We start from the raw sequence: 18,883 nt of genomic DNA on the forward strand, positions 1-18,883 counted from the left end.
GTGATCATGCGCAAAAATTTGTCTATTTTTAGAAAATGTCTTCAATACAACCACTGCTTAAATCCCTGTTGATACTTATACTTTTAGGGACATCACATACTTTAGTAAAGGCCCAGACCCTGGAGGAAGAACTTGCTAGGCTCAAAGACACTTTGGCCTTAAAGAAGGGTGGCGACAAAGTGTTAGCTATCAAGGATGTAGGGATGAAGTTTCGTTCCATAAATGTGGACAGTGCCAGATATTATGTCGATTTGGCATTCAAGGAGGCGGATGCGTTGGATGATGATTATTACAGGGCTAGGATTTGGATGACGTACGGTATTCTTTCATGGGATGCCGGCAGACCTAAAGAAGCATTGGAATATCATATGAAGGCCAAGCCCATTTTGGAGAATTCAAAAGAACACTATGTGTTGGGAAGTCTCTATACCAATATGTCCAATGCTTATGAGGCCCTTTCTGAATTTGACATCGCCGTAGATTATCAGTTCAAGGCCTTGGAGAACTTTATTGCGGGAAAGGATAGTATCTGGATTGCGGGATCCTATTTGAATTTGGGAAACCGCTACAAACTGGTCCAAGAACCAGACCTATCACTGGAATACTATCTAAAGGCATTGGAGATGTACAGGAAGATAGGGAACGATTATTTTGTGGCGATGAGCTATAACAGTGTGGCTGCGGCCTATATTGAAAAAAATGAGTTTGATAAGGCATTTGAATATGCCAAAAAATCGTTGGAGGGCTACAACACCATCGGCGCAAGGTTGGATAAAGGGTATCCGTTAACCAACATGGCCTTGGCAAGTTGGGCTCTTGGAAATTTTGATGATGCCGAACTTTATTACAATCAGGCCATAACCCTTCAGGAGGAAAGAGGGGAACGTTTGGCCCAGATTTCCTTAAAAAACGATTTGGCCAATATTTATCTTAAACAGGGAAAAGTGGATAGGGCCGAAGCATTGGCCCTAACTACTTATGAAGAAGCGGAGCAAATCGATTTTCTTCCAGGCATTGACGTGCTTTCCAAAACGTTGTCCCTGATATATGAAGAAAAGCCAGATTATAAAAAGGCCTATGTTTATCATCAAAAACATAAGGCAGCAAGGGACAGTCTCTATTTTTCGGAAAAGGCACGAGAAATGCTCAACCTGAAGGAAAAATACGAGTCGGAGCAAAAGGAAAACGAAATCCTTCGCCAAAAGAACGAACTGGTAGAAAGCGAATTGTCCATAAAAAAACGCAACAATATGCTGATCGGCAGTGGTGGTCTGCTAATGCTACTTTTGGTGGTCGGTTTTGTGTTGTTCAGGGAACAAAAATTAAAAGCGAGGACCATGGCAAGGGAAGCCGCTTTGGAAAAAGCCATGGCAGAAGCAAAGGCACAGGAAAACCTAAAGGAACAACGCATCCGCATTGCCCGTGACCTGCACGATAATATCGGTTCCCAGCTCACCTATTTGACTTCCATCACCGATTCGGCCAAACGGGGAATTGACAAAGGGGAAGTTTTCCTTATGGAGAAGTTGACCCAAATGAAGCAGTTTTCCCTGGTCACCATATCCGAATTGCGGGACACCATTTGGGCCATGAACAAGGATGAGATCAGTTTGGAGGATATTAAGGAGCGTACCCTACAATTGGCGGCCACCATCCAAGATGCCACCGATGGGAAAATCCAGGTTAGAACAACAGGTGAAAGTGGGGAGAAGGTACTCAACGCTTTTGTGGGCATGAATCTTTTTAGGATCATTCAAGAATCGGTGAATAATGCAGTGAAACATGCCGATAGCACGGTGATAGAGGTTCGTTTTGCCGAGCAGAACGGTCAGGTGGAAATAGAGGTGGAGGATTTTGGAAAAGGCTTTGATACCAAAAGTTTTTCACAGGGAAATGGCCTACAGATAATGAAGAGCAGGGCGGAAAGGGCAGGAATAGCATTTAAACAGACCAGTGTTTTGGGTAAGGGAACAAAAATCGAATTAAAGGTAGGTACATGACCCGTCCCTCACAAGTTGAACGAAAAGAAGTGAGATGAAAAAGATCAAATTGGCCATAGTGGATGACAACACGTTCTTGGCGAGGGCCATACATGAAAAGCTTTCCGATTTTAAGGATATCGATACCAAATATATGGTGTATAACGGAAGTGAGCTTTTGGGAAAGTTGGAAAAAAGCCATAACCTGGACCTCGTACTCATGGACATTGAAATGCCTATTTTGGATGGAATAGAGACAGTGAACATCCTGAAGCAAAAGTACCCCCATATAAAAGTGATCATGCTCACGGTATTTGATAATGATGAGAATATTTTTAATGCCATAAGGGCCGGTGCGGATGGGTATCTTTTAAAAGAAATAGATGCGGACAAACTCTACGCAGCCATCATAGAAACAATGCAGGGAGGAGCCGCAATGAGTCCTTCCATTGCCGTTAAAACATTGAAATTGTTGCGCTATCCTGAAAAGCAGGAGTTTATCAACGTACAACAGGATACCGTAGAACTCACTTCACGTGAACAGGAAGTATTGGAGCAATTGTCCGAAGGCTTGAGCTATACCGTCATAGCCAATAACCTGTTCCTTTCACCCAGTACGGTAAGGAAGCACATCGAAAATATTTATAAAAAGCTTCAGGTGCATAACAAGTTGGAGGCGGTACAAAAGGCTAGGAGACAAAGCTTGATATGAAATTTCCGAAGGGAGTTCAAGGGAGCAAACCTTTTGATAATGGAAATTTAAAAGGTATTCCATAATCATCCTAAATGTTTAAGGTACAATACCTAACTTTGCTCCTAAGAAACGAATCCTAGTATTCTATGGCCCTTGTCAATTGGGGAAGCGAACCTCCCGATTATCTGAAGTATTCCAAATATTTTTTTCAGATTGCATTTTATGCCAGTATCCTTGGATTGTTTTTGTTTATCATCGATTTTGGGTTCGACAAGTCACAAGAAATTCAAATCTGGTACAATACCTACTACTATGTTGTAATTGCCCTTGGTATCGTGGCAACCGGGTTGAGATATATAGGACGTGACAAGCAGATAAAACGCTCTGTCCTCATTTTTGATGTCCTCAGTATTTTTGTCACGCTGGTCATTCTTTACGCTCATTTTTTGGGGGAAGAGGCCCACAAGCATATTTCTTTTCTCTACAATGACAACTGGGTAAAGTTTGCCATTATCCTAACCTTCATAAGAGAATTTTCAGAGCAGAACATCAACTATAAAAGAACCGTTCTCAATCCGGCACAGTTGTTCATTGCCAGTTTTTTTGCCATCATTTTATTGGGAGCGGTATTGTTGATGCTTCCCAATGCAACCTATAATGGACTTTCCTTTTTGGACGCTCTGTTTACATCAACAAGCGCAGTGTGTGTTACCGGTTTGATCGTGGTAGATACAGGAACTTATTTTACCACCTTTGGCCAATCCATCATTCTCTTTTTGATACAGGCAGGAGGAATAGGGATATTGACGGTGGCGAGTTTCTTCAGTTATTTTTTTAAAGGAGGTACATCCTACGAAAACCAGTTGACGTTGAGTGATATGACGGGTTCCAATAAGCTTGGGGAGGTTTTCTCAACGTTGAAACGGATTTTGGTCATCACTTTTTCCATCGAATTGGTGGCCGCCTTGCTGATCTATCTAAGCTTGGACAAGTTTTTCTTCAATTCTTTTTTTGAGCGTACTTTCTTTTCGGTATTCCATGCAGTATCGGCATTCTGTAACGCAGGTTTTTCCACATTGCCCAACGGTTTGTTCGAATCGGGTATTCGGTATAACTACTCCTTTCAGGTAATTATAATCATTGCCTTTGTATTGGGAGGTTTGGGCTTTCCGATTGTGGTGAACATTATCAAATACCTCAAATACTTTTTACTGAGGATGTTCTTCTTGTTCCAAGGAAAACAACAAACCTATAAACCTTGGGTATTGACCCTCAACAGCCGTATTACACTTCTCACCACAACCGCTTTAACCATTGTGGGAACATTATTTTTTTATTTTAACGAGTACAATAATACCTTGGCAGAACACAATGGATTTGGGAAGTGGGTAACTGCTTTATTTGGCGCGGCTACGCCTAGAACTGCAGGTTTCAATTCGGTGGACATGGGCGCATTGGATTTTTCAACCGTCATGATGATATTTTTGTTGATGTGGATCGGTGCATCACCTGCATCCACGGGCGGTGGTATCAAGACCAATACCTTTGCCATCGCAACGCTCAACTTTTTGAGTTTGGCCAAGGGAAAGGCAAAGATTGAGATTTTTAGAAGGGAAATATCCGAAATATCGGTACGTAGAGCCTTTGCGGTAATTTCCTTGTCCTTGTTGGTCATTGGATTGGGCATCATTTTAATTTCCGTTTTTGATGGAGATAAGAAATTGTTGGACATTGCCTTCGAGTGTTTTTCGGCTTACAGCACCGTTGGGTTGAGTCTTGGTATTACGGCAGATTTGAGCGCGGCCAGCAAGTTTGTGATCATCGTGGTCATGTTTTTGGGAAGAGTGAGCATGCTGACCCTGTTGATTGCCGTATTTAAAAAGGTAAAAGAGAAGAATTATAAGTATCCGGTGGAAGAACTCACCATAAATTAAAAGATAGGCATATGAAATATATTGTTGTGGGATTGGGAAGTTTTGGGGCCTCTCTGGCGGCAAAATTGACCGAGGCAGGAAATGAAGTAATAGGTATCGATACCAATATGGATCGGGTCGACCACTACAAGGAGCATATTTCGCATACCATTTGTATGGATGCCACGGATGAATTTACGGTGGCTGGACTGCCACTCAAGGATACGGATATGGTGGTGGTGGCCATTGGTGAGGACAAAGGTGCCAGTGTCATGGCCACGGCTTTGTTCAAAAACTTTCAGGTTAAAAGATTAATCAGTAGGTCCATTGACAACCTGCATGAAAAAGTGCTTCATGCCATTGGTGTGGATGAAATTGTGCATCCAGAGGAAGAATCCGCAGAGCGTTGGGCCAAAAAATTATGCTTGAAGGGAGTGGTGGACTCCTTTGAATTAAACGATGATTACAGCATAGTTGAAGTAAGTGTTCCTGTTAGACTCCATGGAAAGACCATTAGGGACAGCAACATTAGAGAGCAATACAATCTTTTGGTGTTGACCACTATTGCCAATACACAGGAAAGGACCATAGTGGGTAAGGTGAAATTTGTTACCGAGGTCAAAGGCGTGGCCAACCCCAATAGCGTGCTCAACAAAGACGATCTTATTGTGGTTTATGGTGCCAACAAAGACATCAAAAAATTCCTGAAGGATTAAACCTTTAGGTTTGGGATTGAACCACTTCTATTTTTTAGGATTTGAAATCAATTGAGGTGCCACGCCGTCAAAAGTCATAATGATGTTTTTGATGGTGCCATCTTCATTGAATTCCATTTTATCAATACACACCACCCGATGGTCCCTATCCAAATTAGGGATGGGTCTTCGGTGATAGATCATATACCAATCATCCGTTCCTGGAACTTGGATTACCGAGTTATGTCCGGCACCTGTGGCAATGGAGCGATCGGCCTCCAAAATGGTTCCGATCCGTTCAAAAGGACCTTTTGGACTTTTTCCCATGGCATAGGCCACTTTGTAGGTATCGTTGGTCCAACCTCCTTCGGACCACATCAAATAGTAGATATTGTTCCGTAAAAACATCAACGGACCTTCCACATATCCTTCGGGGGTGATTTCCTTAAAAATTTCGCCATCTTCAAAAGGGACAAAACCGGTAAGGTCATCCTTTAAAATGCCCATATTGCAATGGCTCCATCCACCATAAAAGAAATAATGGGTACCATCCACATCCTTAAATACAAATTGGTCAATGGGTTGGGCATCATTATAAAAATCGGAAACTAGGGGTTTGCCCAGATAATCCTTGAAGGGTCCGGCCGGTGAATCAGCAACAGCAATTCCGATGCCCCCATAATGGTTAATGTCGTTTTCGGTATCCCACATAGGTCCACCAGGACGTTGCACATCATTGGCCGAGAAAAAGAGAAAATACTTCCCATCCTTTTCTATGGCAGCAGGGGCCCAAATGGCCTGCTTTGCCCATTTTACAATACTTGTATCCAAAATGCGGGAATGTTTCTCCCAAGTCACCAGATCTTTGGAAGAAAAAGCATCCAAAAACACTTGGTCCGTATATTTGGCAGAAAAAGTGGGATAGATCCAATATTCCTTGCCAAAAACAACACCTTCGGGATCGGCATACCAACCATCAAAAATAGGATTGCCAGATGTTTGTGCTATTGTAGTGCTCTGAAAGGATTTACAGCCTATGGTCAATAGCAACGATAACGAAAGGATGAAAGCTATTGGTCGTACTTTTAAGGTTGAATGCATAGTGAAGGTTTAGTTGGCAATTTAAAAAATCATTTTCTGTTTTTAACCGGAATAACGAATTTGAGTCCTGACCAAATATCGCTAACCGCACAGACTTTAATATCCACAAGACCATTTCGCAAACCAATCTCACGAACCAGATTTCCATCCAGATCGGTTGGTAATTTGGATGTCTTTTTGGGCCATGAAATCCAGATGGCCCCGTGCTGTTGCAATTCTTTTCGAAGTCTAATGATATCCTGTTCCAGTTGGTCGCGACTTTCGGAAAAGTAATGGATGATGTCCTTCAAAATGGTGGGGTCATCTACCCATTCCAAGTCTTTTGGAAGGTCTGAAAATAAATCAAAATACCCATTTGGCGGGTTCATGACTGAAATTTTGAACCCCGGTTTTATGCCCAGTTTTTTGGCCAACGGAGTACCAGAATAGCCTGCAGTCATTTTCTTTTGATTTTAGGATTTTGATTGACAGTAGTTTGTGATTGGAAGATACGAACATAATTGTCAAGGGAAAAGTCACTTTTTTATTTGGATTTTATCAAAAATGGTTTGAAAAATGTATGAAAGGGTCTGGGAAACTTAGTAAATTGCAATATGTACACGTGTACATATCGAGAAACAATGTCGGCAAACAAAAGAGTTTATTTGGATTTTAATGCAACCACTCCGGTAGATTCGAAAGTGTTGGATGCCATGTTGCCCTATTTCTCGGAACAATTTGGAAATGCGTCAAGCGACCATGCCTTTGGATGGTATGCCAATGATGCTGTGGAAAAGTCAAGAAAGCAAATTTCAAGTTCCTTGGGTTGTAGGCCCAATGAGATCTTGTTCACCTCAGGAGCCACGGAGGCCGCCAATCTGGCCCTATTTGGATTTTGCAAGGCAAACCAGCATAAGGGCAATCATATCATTACCTGTAAAACGGAGCATAAAGCCATTTTGGAAACTTTGGATGCATTGGAAAGCCAAGGTTTTCAAGTAACGTATTTGGATGTTGACAACCAAGGCAGCATCGATTTGGAGCAATATAAAAGAGCCTTCAAACCATCGACCATGTTGGTGTGCCTTATGTTGGCCAATAATGAAACGGGAGTGATACATCCCATACAAACGATCTCCAAAATAGCCGAGGAGCAGGGTGTGGCTGTCATGTCCGATATTACCCAAGCTGTTGGAAAAATCCCAGTCGACCTAAACGATTTGAATATTGATTTGGCCATATTCTCTTCCCACAAAATATATGGTCCCAAGGGAATAGGAGCCTTATACCTGAACAAAAAGAAGCAGGTAAGATTGGAAAAGCAGCTTTTTGGTGGGAGCCAAGAACAAGGGTTTCGACCTGGTACGCTTAATGTTCCGGCCATTGTTGGTTTTGGGGAGGCTTGTGAAATCATCATTTCCAAAATGGAGGAAGAAAGCAACCGATTGTTGCAATTCAGAAATGAATTGGAGCAAGGACTTCTTCAGGTAGAAGGGGCTAAAATAAATGGTGGGGATGTACCAAGATTGCCGAACACCGTCAACGTTACTTTTTCGGATGTTGATGGTTCCAAATTGTTGTTGCATCTCAAACGTTTGGCGGTTTCCAGAGGATCCGCCTGCAATTCCAACTTGATAAGTCCTTCCCATGTGTTGATGGCGATGGGGCATGATGAACAAACTGCTTTGGCAAGTCTTCGGATAAGTATGGGGCAACCCACTACAAAAGAGGATTTGGATATTGCGATTGAGGAAATTTCAAAAGTGATTAACCAACTTAAAACCATTTCAGTATGAGGGAGTTGGATGCTATCATATCAAAATATGAAGAATTAAAAATCCAAAACATCGGTTGTGTTTTGGCAACGGTGGTACATGTGGAAGGATCATCGTACCGAAGGGCAGGGGCACGAATGTTGGTGGATGAATTCGGAACCATAACCGGTGCCATCAGTGGTGGTTGTTTGGAAGGTGATGCACTAAGAAAGGCACTTTATGCCTTGGAAATTCAGGAAAACAGATTGGTTACTTACGATACCAGTGACGAAGATGATGCAGTGGTAGGAGCGCAGTTGGGCTGTAACGGAATTATTCAGGTGTTATTTGAACCTATTGATTTTACATCAAATGAAAATGCCTGTGAAATTTTAAGCAAAGCTTCCAAAATGGAAGAACCAGTAGCGCTCACCATTGGTTTTAATATTGACAGTAGAAAGAATCAACTTGGTACTATGATGCTCGTTGCTTCATCCGAAGTAATGGTTTCCAAAAGTTTGAACGAAAGAATTTTGGAGGTTCTTTTAAAAGAAAGCAAAAGCGTTTTGGACAATAATGAGTCGAGTTTTGTGACTTTGGAATCGAACGGAAATCAATTCCATGCTTTTGTACAATCACTCCAGCCTCCCGTTAAATTGGTGCTGGTAGGCGCTGGGAACGATGCCCAACTCTTGGCCCAACAAGCCGAACTTTTGGGATGGAAGGTTTTCGTTACCGATGGTCGCCCCACTCATGCCAATAAAGAACGATTTGTGGGTTCATGTCAAGTAATCGTATCCAAACCGGAAGAGACGCTCAAAAATATAAATATTGATGCACGGACCTGTTTTGTGCTCATGAGCCACAACTACAATTATGATTTAGCGGTATTGGAACTTTTATTGGATCAACCACAACTTTTTTACATTGGCATATTGGGACCATTGAAAAAATACAACCGCATGTTGGATGATCTGGAACAAAAGGGTTTTCGAATCTCAAAACAGGATTTGGCCAAGATTCATGCCCCGGTGGGATTGGAGATTGGAGCGGAAACTCCAGCCGAGATAGGTCTGTCCATTTTGGCGGAAATACAAAGCGTGTTGAAAGGAAAACAGGCACGTCCTTTAAAACATAGATCGACTCCCATCCATGACAAGGAAGGGACCGAATTTCAAAAAATACATATTTGAGTAAAACAGCAAAAATAGGAGTAGTCATTTTGGCGGCTGGTGGATCAAGCCGATTGGGTAGACCCAAACAGTTAGTAAAGTTCAAGGGAAAACCACTTTTACAGCACACCATTGATTTGGTTGAAAAGTTGGATTTCAAAAAGAAAATTTTGGTTTTGGGTTCCCATCAGGATTTGATCTTGAACGAAGTGGAGACCAAGAATTTTGAAGTGGCACAAAACCCGGAATGGGGAAAAGGTATGGCAGGTAGCATAAAAATAGGGTTACAGGAATTAAATCGTGATGTAGAAATGGAACACGTTCTGTTGCTACTTTCGGATCAACCTTTTTTGACAACGGAATACATACAAAGATTGAGCATGGCGCATGTATATCAAAAACCCATGGCGACCTATTCAAAATACGGATCAGAAATGGGCGTGCCAGCCATTTTTTCCAAAGTTGCCTTTCCGTTTTTGGAAAATTTAAAAGGGGACCAAGGCGCTAAAAAATTGACCATGAATGCAGATTTCGTTTATAAAACGATAGAATTTGAACAAGGTGGTTTTGATATCGATACGGAAGCGGATGTGGAAAAATTGAAAGGATTGGAATAATGAAGGTCACCGTAAAATATTTTGGTTTGGTCGCTGAAGCCATGGGTACAAGTGAAGAAGTGTTGAATTTGACTGGTACTACTACGGCACATGAATTAAAATTAAAATGTTTGGGCCCACTTGCAATTATGGACCATGAATCCATACAAGTGGCCGTAAACCAAAATTTGGATGAAACTATCATTTTAAAAGATGGGGATGAGGTGGCCCTATTGCCACCCTTCGCAGGCGGATGAACAGATACGACAGACAAATAAAGTTACAGGAAGTAGGTGCTGAAGGACAGGACAGACTTCGCCGCGCCAAAGTGTTGATTGTTGGTGTGGGTGGATTGGGCTGTCCTGCAGCCTTGTATTTGTCGGCTGCAGGAGTTGGAACCATTGGCCTTATGGATCATGATAAGGTTGATGTGACCAATCTACACAGACAAGTGTTGTTCCAGGAATCGGATTTGGGCAAACCGAAGGCCGCTGCGGCAGCGGAACAGTTGTCCAAAAGAAATAGTGACGTTGTTTTTGAAGTCATTCAAGAAGCCTTGACGCCGGAAAATGCCCAAAACGTAATTGGCAGGTATGACATTGTTCTGGATGGCACCGATAATTTTGAAACCAAATACTTGATCAACGATGCTTGTCTCTTGTCTGAAAAGCCATGGGTGTATGCTTCCATCTATAAAAATGAAGGGCAACTCTCGGTGTTCAATTACCAAAAAGGACCAAGTTACAGATGCTTGTTCCCCAAAACAACACGACAAAATATTAGTTGTGAGGCGACAGGTGTTTTGGGTGTTTTACCAGGAATGCTCGGTACCATGCAGGCTGCAGAGGTTTTGAAAATGATTTTAGGGAAAGGCGAGGTGTTATCCGGCAAGTTGAAGCTCTTCAACATTTTTTCGGGAGCGGAACAACTCATCAACATTAAAAAACGACCGGAAGAAATTGAAAAAATTGAAATTAACGGTATTGTACCCGTTAAAGTGGAATGTACCTTAAAAAGTGAAATTCAATGGTATTTGGATGTCAGGGAAATCTTTGAACAGCCCAAACCAAGTGGAAACAACATTTTAAAAATACCGATGGCAGACCTTGTGGTGCGCCATCATGAAATACCAAAAGATCAAGAAGTAATGGTATTCTGTCAATCCGGAAAACGGAGCCAAAATGCCATAGCAATATTGGAGCGGGAATTCGGGTTCAACAACCTGATCAATGTGGAAGGAGGAATTGAAACCATCATCAATGGAGACTAAAAAAGTAAAAAAGGTTTTTGTGGAAGGGGCCATACCCCCGGAGAAAATTGCGCAATCGGTGGCAAGCCATCAGAGCAAGACCAATATTGGGGCGCACAGCATTTTTCTGGGCCAGATAAGGGCCGATGTGATTGATTGTAAAACAGTGGCCGCAATCGAATATTCGGCCTATGAAGAAATGGCAGAGAAAGTATTCCACGAGATTAGGGAAGCGGCGTTTGCCAAATTCGATATTACCTGCGCCCACATTTACCATAGTTTGGGCACCGTGAAGACCGGGGAAATTTGTTTGTTCGTCTTTACCTCTTCGTCCCATAGAAAGATTGCCATTGAGGCCACCAATTATTTCGTGGAGGAAATCAAGGCGAAAGTACCCGTCTTCGGAAAGGAAATATTCGAAGATGAAACTCATCAATGGAAAGTCAACAAGTAAATGGTCGATATAACACACAAAGTGAACACCTTGCGGGAAGCTACCGCGGAGGCCATAGTAAAAACGAGTAGCCCAGATACCATCAGTGCCCTGAAAAACAATCAAGTTCCCAAGGGAAATGTGTTTGAAATGGCCAAGGCCGCTGGACTTTTGGGCGTGAAAAAAACGCCTGATCTTTTACCGGATTGCCATCCATTGCCCATTGAATACACAGGGATTGAATACGAGATCAAAGGGCTGGAGATTTATATCACCATGACAGTGAAAACCATTTATAAAACAGGGGTGGAAGTAGAAGCGATGCACGGAGCAAGCGTGGTAGCACTCACCATGTACGACATGCTGAAACCCATCGATAAAAATGTGGAAATTGGCACCATTCGGCTGAAATCCAAGAAAGGCGGAAAATCGTCCTACAAGGTCAACACTGAAGGTTTAAAAGCTCATGTGGTGGTCTGTTCCGATACCATTTCCAAAGGAATGGGGGAGGATACCGCTGGAGAAGGCATTATACAAAAGCTTCAAGATTTAGGACTGGAAACCTTTAAAACCATCATCCCGGATGAACCATCGGAGATTGTAAAAATTTTGGATACCGCTACTTCGGATCTTATCATTTACACCGGTGGCACAGGTGTTGGTCCCCGAGATGTAACGCCCCAAACATTGGAGCCATTGTTGGAAATTAGATTGAAAGGCGTGGAGGAGCAAATGCGAAGCTATGGTCAGGATCGTATGCCGTATGCCATGTTCTCGCGTTCCATGGCTGGGATAAAAGACGGAAAATTGGTATTGGCACTTCCCGGTTCAGCCCGTGGGGCTTTGGAGTCCATGGAAGCCATTTTTCCCCATGCGTTGCATGCATTTAAGGTGATAGAAGGAAAACGACATGATTGAAAGAACACCCAAAATAATTGACAATTTCGGCAGGCCGCATACGTATCTCAGGATTTCGTTGACGGATCGGTGCAACCTGCGCTGTTTTTACTGCATGCCCGAAGAAGGCATCGAATTGATTGAAAGACCCAACATCATGACGTTGGAAGAGATCATTGAGATGGCTCGTACGTTTAGGGATTTGGGAGTACATACCATCCGGTTGACAGGGGGTGAACCTTTGGTTCGGAAGAATTTTGATTTTCTGGTGGAAGAACTGTCCAAATTAGGCGTAACACTAAAGTTGACAACCAATGGCATCGTTCTGGATAAATACTTGGATCTGTTTGAAAAGATTGGTCTTCGGAAAATCAATTTTAGTCTGGATACGTTGGATAAGGCCAAATCTGTGTTCATCACCAAACGGGATTATTACGAACGCATCATGGCCAATTTGAATCGTGCGCTGGAGATGGATATGGAACTCAAACTTAATGTGGTACTGATCAAGGGAGTCAACGATAACGAGATCAATGATTTTATTGCCCTCACCAAGGATAAAAATTTAGTGATCAAGTTCATTGAATTTATGCCGTTTAAAGGAAACAAATGGGATTGGAACAAAGGTGTGGGGAGGGAAGAAATTCTTCACACAATCGGTTCCAGTTTTGGTGAAATTGAGGAATTGCACAATCCTAAGCACAGTACCTCCACAAATTTTAGGGTGAAGGGGCACCAAGGCAGTTTCGGAATTGTAAGCACCATCACCAATCCGTTTTGCGATGATTGTAACAGGATCCGACTTACTGCCGATGGCAAAATGAAAAACTGTCTGTTTGCCACTTCGGAAACCGATTTACTCTCGCATTTGCGCAATGGCGAAAAATTGGATGAAATTATCATCAACGCCATCAAATCCAAAAAGCATTCCCGGGACGGTATGGAAGTGAAAATGGAGCAGGAGCACTACGAACAAAACCGATCTATGATATCAATAGGAGGATAATGATAAGCATAGAAGAAGCCCTTAATTGTATTGAAAGTCAGCAAAACATTTTCAAAACGGAGGTAAAACCCCTTCAAGAAGTTTTGGGTTTTGCCCTTTCCGAAGATATCCTGGCCCCATTCGATATGCCTGCTTTTGACAATTCTGCCATGGATGGGTATGCACTGTGTGGGCTTCATCAACAATATACGATTGTAGGAGAAATTGCTGCGGGCGATACCTCGAACTTTGTCCTTGAAGACGGTGATGCTGTGCGAATTTTTACAGGGGCAAAGGTTCCCGCCAATGCCTCAGCTGTAATGATGCAGGAAAAAACCAAAGTTGAGGGAGTAAACCTTTTTTTGGATGAAATGCCCAAGGCCGGCCTTAGCATCCGCAAGAAAGGGGCCGAACTGCAAAAAGGACAATTGGTACTTCAAAAAGGGCATGTGTTAAACCCTTCTTCCATGGGACTGATCGCAAGTTTAGGAATGGACAAGGTGAAGGTTTTTTCCAAACCAAGAATCCATATGATTACCACGGGAAATGAATTGGTAAAACCCGGTCAGCCCAAACTTGAAGGACAGATTTACGAATCCAATAGTTTTGCAATTGCTGGAGCTTTGGAACAGTTTGGATTTCAATGTGCCCAACAGCAACAGGTGAAGGATGATTTTGAGGAGACTAAAAAAAGTATCCAAAAATCCATGGAAACCTGTGACGTTTTAATTCTTTCGGGTGGCATTTCCGTGGGCGATTATGATTTTGTAAAACAGTCTTTGGAGGAAAATGGGGTACAGGAACTGTTCTACAAAGTATTCCAAAAACCGGGTAAACCTCTTTATTTTGGGAGGAGGGGCGATCAGTTTGTATTTGCTTTGCCAGGGAATCCAGCCTCCTCGCTGACCTGTTTCTTCATTTACGTTTTGCCTTTGCTTCAAAAATGGAGCGGACATTCGAATCTGGGACTTCCTTGGTATGCGTTTCCCCTTCAACATACTTATGAAAATAAGTTTGACCGCCCTTCCTTTTTAAAGGCTCGAATAGCCTCAGACGGCGTTGAGATTTTGGATGGCCAAGGTTCGTCCATGATCCAATCCATGGCTTTGGGAAATGCCCTGGCCTTTGTTGAACTAGGACAAAACTTCAAAAAAGGAGATCTGATCAAATGCAAACTCATCTCCTGATATGCCCATAGAATATCTGCCCATTGTTTTCTTTTTAATTGCTTTATTCTACAGCTCAGTGGGCTTTGGAGGCGGGTCCAGTTATTTGGCAATCTTGAGTCTGTTTCTGACCGATTTCTACGAAATCCGTTCCACGGCACTCATCCTTAATATTTGTGTGGTCACTATCGGGACAATTGTGTTCATTAAGAACCGGGTGTTCAGTTTCAAGATGTTCTGGCCCTTTTTAATCTTAAGTGTTCCCTTTGCCTATGTAGGTGCGCAGGTCCGACTTTCCCAAAAGGCATTCTTCCTGGTTTTGGGAAGCGCCTTGATATTGGCAGGAGTTTTTATGCTGTTGCGATTCGTGAAACAAAAATTGGAATCCAAGGAATTCAACAATACCAAAAAACTCTTGCTTGGAGGTAGTATAGGACTGTTGTCCGGTATATCAGGAATTGGAGGAGGCATTTTTCTATCCCCTGTGCTGAACCTTTTAAAATGGGCCAATCCAAGAGTGGTGGCATCATTGGCATCGGTATTTATTTTGGTGAATTCGTTATCGGGGTTGGTTGGCTTGAACATGGCCGGAACCTTCAAATTGAACCAGAGTCTCATGCTTCAGCTTATTGTGGCCGTAGTGTTGGGTGGAAGTTTGGGATCATACCTCTCCAACCGAAAGTTCAATCTCAAATTTTTGGGAGTCCTCACCAGTATTTTGGTCTTGTATGTGGGTTTACGGTTGATTTTGCTCCACGGTTTCGGAATAAAAATCTAATTGCCGTTAGGCTCCACTCAAATTAAATCCAAGAATTCTTTCTCCTTTTTTTTAACGGTGGAATTCAGTTCCACCATCAATTTTTGAAAGAACTCCAGTACCATTTTTCCCGTTTCCGTAAGTTCGGCACCACCGCCTTTGTTTCCACCTTTGTGAAGGTTAACATAGGGTTTTTGGCCTTTTTGGTTCATATCATCTACCATGGACCATGCTTTTTTATAGGACATCCCCATGGCTTTTGCTGCCTTGCTTATGGACCCTTCTTTATCGATATGATGCAGCAGTTGTGCACGACCCGGCCCGAAGAATCTTTCCCCATCAATATCTATCCAGCAGCGTAAACGAAGTTCCTTTTGTGTGTCCATAATTTTTATGAATTGAGACGATATCGTTTCTGATAGAAGACATCTCGGAATACTTTTCAAGGTAATGATTAATTCTGAAGGCTCTTTTTGATTTTTTAAGGGGATAGTAATTTTTAATGGGTTGAAAACAAAAGTCCAACCTGTAATTTATGAATCAATTTATCCCAAATCCTATAAATTGATATTGGTCAACTTGCGGTGGAGTTGGATAAAAAGTAGCATTATGTTGCTTAATTTAGTAATATGGCACATAAGAAGATAGACATTACCAAATCAACAGGCGAAAAAGTTCGGTTTTCCATAGATAAGCTGCAAAGATCACTTCGACTTAGTGGCGCTAGCGAAACCACAGTACAGGAAATCGTCAAGATGGTTCAAGACGAATTGTACCCCGGTATCACCACAAGGGAAATCCATAATCGGGCTTTTGCCCTTTTGAAAAAAAGAAAATCTATCTATGCCTCCAAATACAAACTGAAAAAGGCCATTTATGAGTTGGGGCCCACTGGTTTTCCTTTTGAACGATTTTTGAGCGGGATCTTACATTATTCGGGATATCGCACCAAGGTTGGCGAGGTCTTGCAGGGGACCTGCGTTTCCCATGAAATTGATGTACTGGCCATAAAAAATGGCACTTTGAACATTATAGAATGCAAGTTCCATAGCGAGGACGGACTCAATTGCAACATAAAAATCCCGCTGTACATCAACTCTCGTTATCATGACGTAAAAGGCCCGTTGGAAGCCAAACCAGACAAAGATTTTGAGGATACCTTGGGTTGGGTGGTCACCAATACCCGTTTTACCATGGATGCCATTCAATATGGAAAATGTATGGGGCTGTATTTGTTGAGCTGGGACTACCCTGAAGGGGACGGGCTAAAGGACCGGATTGATAGGTTGGGACTTTATCCGATTACGGTTTCCACTTTGCTGAGCAATCGGGAAAAGGATTTTTTGTTGGAACGTGATGTGGTGCTTTGCCGCCAGTTGTTGCATGATAGCTTTTTATTGGACCACCTTGGAGTATCCAACGGAAGAAAGGAACGCATCTTGGGCGAGATGAAATCATTGTGTGTAATGTAAGATCGGATGAACAAACTTAAGATTCAGTTTTTAGGAGGAGCCGGAACCGTCACGGGATCAAAGTTTCATTTGGAAACGGATGAGATCAACATCTTGGTAGACTGTGGCATGTTTCAGGGATTAAAGGAACTCAGGTTGCAAAATTGGGAACCCTTGCCCATTCAGGTTTCCAATATCCATGTGGTTTTGTTGACCCACGGACATTTGGATCATTGTGGGTACTTGCCCTTGTTGGTTAAACAGGGTTTTAATGGAAAGATTTTGGGAACGGCTCCCAGTTTGGAAATTGCCAGGATCATTTTGGAAGACAGCGCCAAAATCCATGAAGAAGAAGCCGAAAGGGCAAACCAAGAAGGATATAGCAAGCATCATCCGGCACTTCCTCTTTATACCCAGGATGATGTGGTTGCAGCACTCGACCTTTTTGAAAGTATCGAGGAGGGGGAAGACATCTCCCTGTCTGAAAACTGCCAGGCCTGCTTTAAGTATAATGGTCATATCATCGGTTCCACTTTTATCGAATTGCACCTTTTTGGGAAGCTTTTTGTTTTTTCAGGGGATGTGGGAAGAATGCATGATGACCTGCTCAATCTGCCCAAACAACCTCAATGGGCCGACTATCTTTTTGTGGAAAGCACCTATGGCGATAGGTTACACCCCAAGGAAGATGTCGCAGAAATACTCACCGAACTGATTGATAGAACTATAAAGGAACGGGGTACTTTGATCATTCCATCCTTTGCTGTGGAACGGTTACAATCCCTCATGTACCAGTTATGGAAATTATATAGCAAAAACCTGATTCCCAATATTCCCATTTTTGTGGACAGTCCCATGGGTACCAATGTGTTGGGGGTTTTCGAACACTATCCAAATTGGCACAAGCTCTCGGAGGAAGAATACAATAATATGTGCAACCATATCAATTTGGTCAGTTCGTATCGGGAGACTTGGGAAACTATTGATGATCCTAGACCAAAGATTGTAATTGCAGGTAGTGGGATGGTTACAGGAGGTAGGGTTTTGACCTATATCAAGCAATTGGCAGATAAAAAATCGACCTCCATTCTTTTGGTTGGTTATCAGGCCGAAGAAACCCGTGGCCGAAAATTGTTAGATGGTGCCACTGAACTTAAAATGTTCGGAAAGTATGTGGATATAAACGCCAAGATCGTGCATTTGGAAAGTCTTTCTGCCCATGCCGATCAAGGAGAACTGTTGACATGGATGGGCTCCATAAAAAATATTCCGGAAAAGGTTTTCTTGATCCATGGCGAAAATACCGCAATGGAAACGTATCAAATAAAAATACAGGAAAGGTTCGGGTGGAATTGCCATATTCCCAAACTACATGAAGTGGTGGAACTGTGGCTGTGAATTACAATTTTACCCCATAACTCAAGTCCCCGGCATCACCTAGTCCTGGAATGATGTATCCCTTGCTGGATAAAGTTTCGTCCACAGCAGCGATCCATAATTGGGTATCCCTAGGGAAAACTTCTTCCACCTTGGAAACCCCCATTTTAGATCCGATTACTGAAATAATGTGGATTTGTTTTGGCGTACCATGCTGCTTCAATGCATTCAACACATTTTCCAGAGTTTTGCCAGTGGCCAACATGGGGTCGGTAAGGATCAAAATCTTCCCATCTAAGGAAGGGGCGGCAAAATATTTTACGATGACCTCAAACTCATCTCCATCATTTGGGTGATGGCGATAGGCAGAGATAAAGGCATTTTCAGCACCATCAAAAAAGTTCAAAAGGCCATTGTGTAGCGGCAGACCAGCCCTCAAAACCGAGCAAAGTACCAATTGGTCCGAACAGAGATAGGTCTTTTTCTTTCCCAATGGTGTGGTGATTTCAGCTTCCCCATAATCCAAAGATTGACTCACCTCATAGGCAAGAACCTCGCCAATCCGTTCAATGTTCCTTCTAAAGCGCATGGAATCCTTTTGAATATTTACATCGCGCATTTCTGCCAAAAAGGTATTTAAAACGGAATTGGTCTGATCGAACTGGTGTACTATCATCAGTTAAAA

The 18,883-nt window shown here is 42.5% G+C and carries 20 protein-coding genes; 16 read left to right on the forward strand and 4 right to left on the reverse strand.

What is annotated here, in order from left to right; all coding sequences use genetic code 11:
* The first annotated feature begins 35 nt into the window (after window positions 1-35).
* The 4 genes from LKX84_RS16140 (at window position 36) to LKX84_RS16155 (ending at window position 5,302) form a co-directional block, all read left to right on the forward strand.
* On the forward strand, window positions 36-2,000 hold the full coding sequence (locus tag LKX84_RS16140; RefSeq protein ID WP_228238432.1) for a tetratricopeptide repeat-containing sensor histidine kinase: 1,965 nt from the start codon (window positions 36-38) through the stop codon (window positions 1,998-2,000).
* A gap of 34 nt (window positions 2,001-2,034) precedes the next feature.
* Window positions 2,035-2,691 (forward strand): response regulator, encoded by a 657-nt coding sequence (locus tag LKX84_RS16145; protein ID WP_228238433.1) that lies wholly within the window; start codon window positions 2,035-2,037, stop codon window positions 2,689-2,691.
* A gap of 128 nt (window positions 2,692-2,819) precedes the next feature.
* Window positions 2,820-4,607 carry a TrkH family potassium uptake protein gene (locus tag LKX84_RS16150; RefSeq protein ID WP_228238434.1) on the forward strand — a complete coding sequence of 596 codons (1,788 nt, stop codon included), beginning with the start codon at window positions 2,820-2,822 and terminating at the stop codon, window positions 4,605-4,607.
* 11 nt (window positions 4,608-4,618) lie between these two features.
* Window positions 4,619-5,302 carry a potassium channel family protein gene (locus tag LKX84_RS16155; protein WP_228238438.1) on the forward strand — a complete coding sequence of 228 codons (684 nt, stop codon included), beginning with the start codon at window positions 4,619-4,621 and terminating at the stop codon, window positions 5,300-5,302.
* A 27-nt stretch (window positions 5,303-5,329) separates the two neighbouring features.
* Here the strand turns inward: LKX84_RS16155 and LKX84_RS16160 are convergent, their stop codons facing one another.
* Together LKX84_RS16160 and LKX84_RS16165 are read right to left on the reverse strand one after the other, a co-directional pair.
* Window positions 5,330-6,382: a glycoside hydrolase family 43 protein gene (locus LKX84_RS16160; protein ID WP_228238439.1), complete on the reverse strand. Its 1,053-nt coding sequence runs from the start codon at window positions 6,380-6,382 to the stop codon at window positions 5,330-5,332.
* Window positions 6,383-6,411: 29 nt separating this feature from the next.
* The gene (locus tag LKX84_RS16165; RefSeq protein WP_228238441.1) at window positions 6,412-6,822 is read right to left on the reverse strand and encodes a DUF3052 domain-containing protein; all 411 of its coding nucleotides are present in this window, start codon (window positions 6,820-6,822) and stop codon (window positions 6,412-6,414) included.
* A 180-nt stretch (window positions 6,823-7,002) separates the two neighbouring features.
* Here LKX84_RS16165 and LKX84_RS16170 point away from each other — a divergent pair, with 180 nt between their 5' ends.
* The 10 genes from LKX84_RS16170 to LKX84_RS16215 are packed head-to-tail and all read left to right on the forward strand — an operon-like array spanning window position 7,003 to window position 15,391.
* Window positions 7,003-8,157, forward strand: a complete 1,155-nt coding sequence (locus LKX84_RS16170) for a cysteine desulfurase family protein (protein ID WP_228238443.1) — start codon at window positions 7,003-7,005, stop codon at window positions 8,155-8,157.
* On the forward strand, window positions 8,154-9,308 hold the full coding sequence (locus LKX84_RS16175; RefSeq protein ID WP_228238445.1) for an XdhC family protein: 1,155 nt from the start codon (window positions 8,154-8,156) through the stop codon (window positions 9,306-9,308). Before LKX84_RS16170 ends, LKX84_RS16175 begins: the two co-directional genes overlap by 4 nt.
* Window positions 9,305-9,904 carry an NTP transferase domain-containing protein gene (locus LKX84_RS16180; RefSeq protein WP_228238451.1) on the forward strand — a complete coding sequence of 200 codons (600 nt, stop codon included), beginning with the start codon at window positions 9,305-9,307 and terminating at the stop codon, window positions 9,902-9,904. The genes LKX84_RS16175 and LKX84_RS16180 overlap by 4 nt, the downstream gene beginning before the upstream one ends.
* The gene (locus tag LKX84_RS16185) at window positions 9,904-10,140 is read left to right on the forward strand and encodes a MoaD/ThiS family protein (protein ID WP_228238456.1); all 237 of its coding nucleotides are present in this window, start codon (window positions 9,904-9,906) and stop codon (window positions 10,138-10,140) included. Before LKX84_RS16180 ends, LKX84_RS16185 begins: the two co-directional genes overlap by 1 nt.
* Complete coding sequence (locus LKX84_RS16190; RefSeq protein WP_228238459.1) at window positions 10,137-11,153, forward strand: HesA/MoeB/ThiF family protein; 1,017 nt, start codon at window positions 10,137-10,139, stop codon at window positions 11,151-11,153. Before LKX84_RS16185 ends, LKX84_RS16190 begins: the two co-directional genes overlap by 4 nt.
* A complete protein-coding gene (locus LKX84_RS16195) occupies window positions 11,143-11,586 on the forward strand; it encodes a molybdenum cofactor biosynthesis protein MoaE (RefSeq protein WP_228238460.1) in 444 nt (147 codons plus the stop codon). Before LKX84_RS16190 ends, LKX84_RS16195 begins: the two co-directional genes overlap by 11 nt.
* Entirely contained in the window at window positions 11,587-12,483 is an 897-nt protein-coding gene (gene moaCB, locus LKX84_RS16200; RefSeq protein WP_228238462.1) for a bifunctional molybdenum cofactor biosynthesis protein MoaC/MoaB, read from the forward strand.
* Window positions 12,476-13,468, forward strand: a complete 993-nt coding sequence (gene moaA / locus LKX84_RS16205) for a GTP 3',8-cyclase MoaA (RefSeq protein ID WP_228238465.1) — start codon at window positions 12,476-12,478, stop codon at window positions 13,466-13,468. Before moaCB ends, moaA begins: the two co-directional genes overlap by 8 nt.
* Window positions 13,468-14,634, forward strand: a complete 1,167-nt coding sequence (gene glp, locus LKX84_RS16210) for a gephyrin-like molybdotransferase Glp (RefSeq protein WP_228238467.1) — start codon at window positions 13,468-13,470, stop codon at window positions 14,632-14,634. The genes moaA and glp overlap by 1 nt, the downstream gene beginning before the upstream one ends.
* A 1-nt stretch (window position 14,635) precedes the next feature.
* The gene (locus tag LKX84_RS16215) at window positions 14,636-15,391 is read left to right on the forward strand and encodes a sulfite exporter TauE/SafE family protein (protein WP_228238469.1); all 756 of its coding nucleotides are present in this window, start codon (window positions 14,636-14,638) and stop codon (window positions 15,389-15,391) included.
* Window positions 15,392-15,408: 17 nt separating this feature from the next.
* Here LKX84_RS16215 and LKX84_RS16220 read toward each other — a convergent pair whose 3' ends face one another.
* A complete protein-coding gene (locus LKX84_RS16220) occupies window positions 15,409-15,756 on the reverse strand; it encodes a winged helix-turn-helix domain-containing protein (protein ID WP_228238470.1) in 348 nt (115 codons plus the stop codon).
* A 243-nt stretch (window positions 15,757-15,999) separates the two neighbouring features.
* Here LKX84_RS16220 and LKX84_RS16225 point away from each other — a divergent pair, with 243 nt between their 5' ends.
* Entirely contained in the window at window positions 16,000-16,842 is an 843-nt protein-coding gene (locus tag LKX84_RS16225; RefSeq protein ID WP_228238471.1) for an ATPase, read from the forward strand.
* Between the two features lie 6 nt (window positions 16,843-16,848).
* Complete coding sequence (locus tag LKX84_RS16230) at window positions 16,849-18,219, forward strand: MBL fold metallo-hydrolase RNA specificity domain-containing protein (RefSeq protein ID WP_228238472.1); 1,371 nt, start codon at window positions 16,849-16,851, stop codon at window positions 18,217-18,219.
* Window position 18,220: 1 nt separating this feature from the next.
* Here the strand turns inward: LKX84_RS16230 and upp are convergent, their stop codons facing one another.
* Window positions 18,221-18,874: a uracil phosphoribosyltransferase gene (gene upp, locus LKX84_RS16235; protein ID WP_228238473.1), complete on the reverse strand. Its 654-nt coding sequence runs from the start codon at window positions 18,872-18,874 to the stop codon at window positions 18,221-18,223.
* Between the last annotated feature and the right edge of the window lie 9 nt (window positions 18,875-18,883).

This window comes from Allomuricauda sp. M10 (genome assembly GCF_020782875.1).
Lineage (GTDB): Bacteria > Bacteroidota > Bacteroidia > Flavobacteriales > Flavobacteriaceae > Flagellimonas.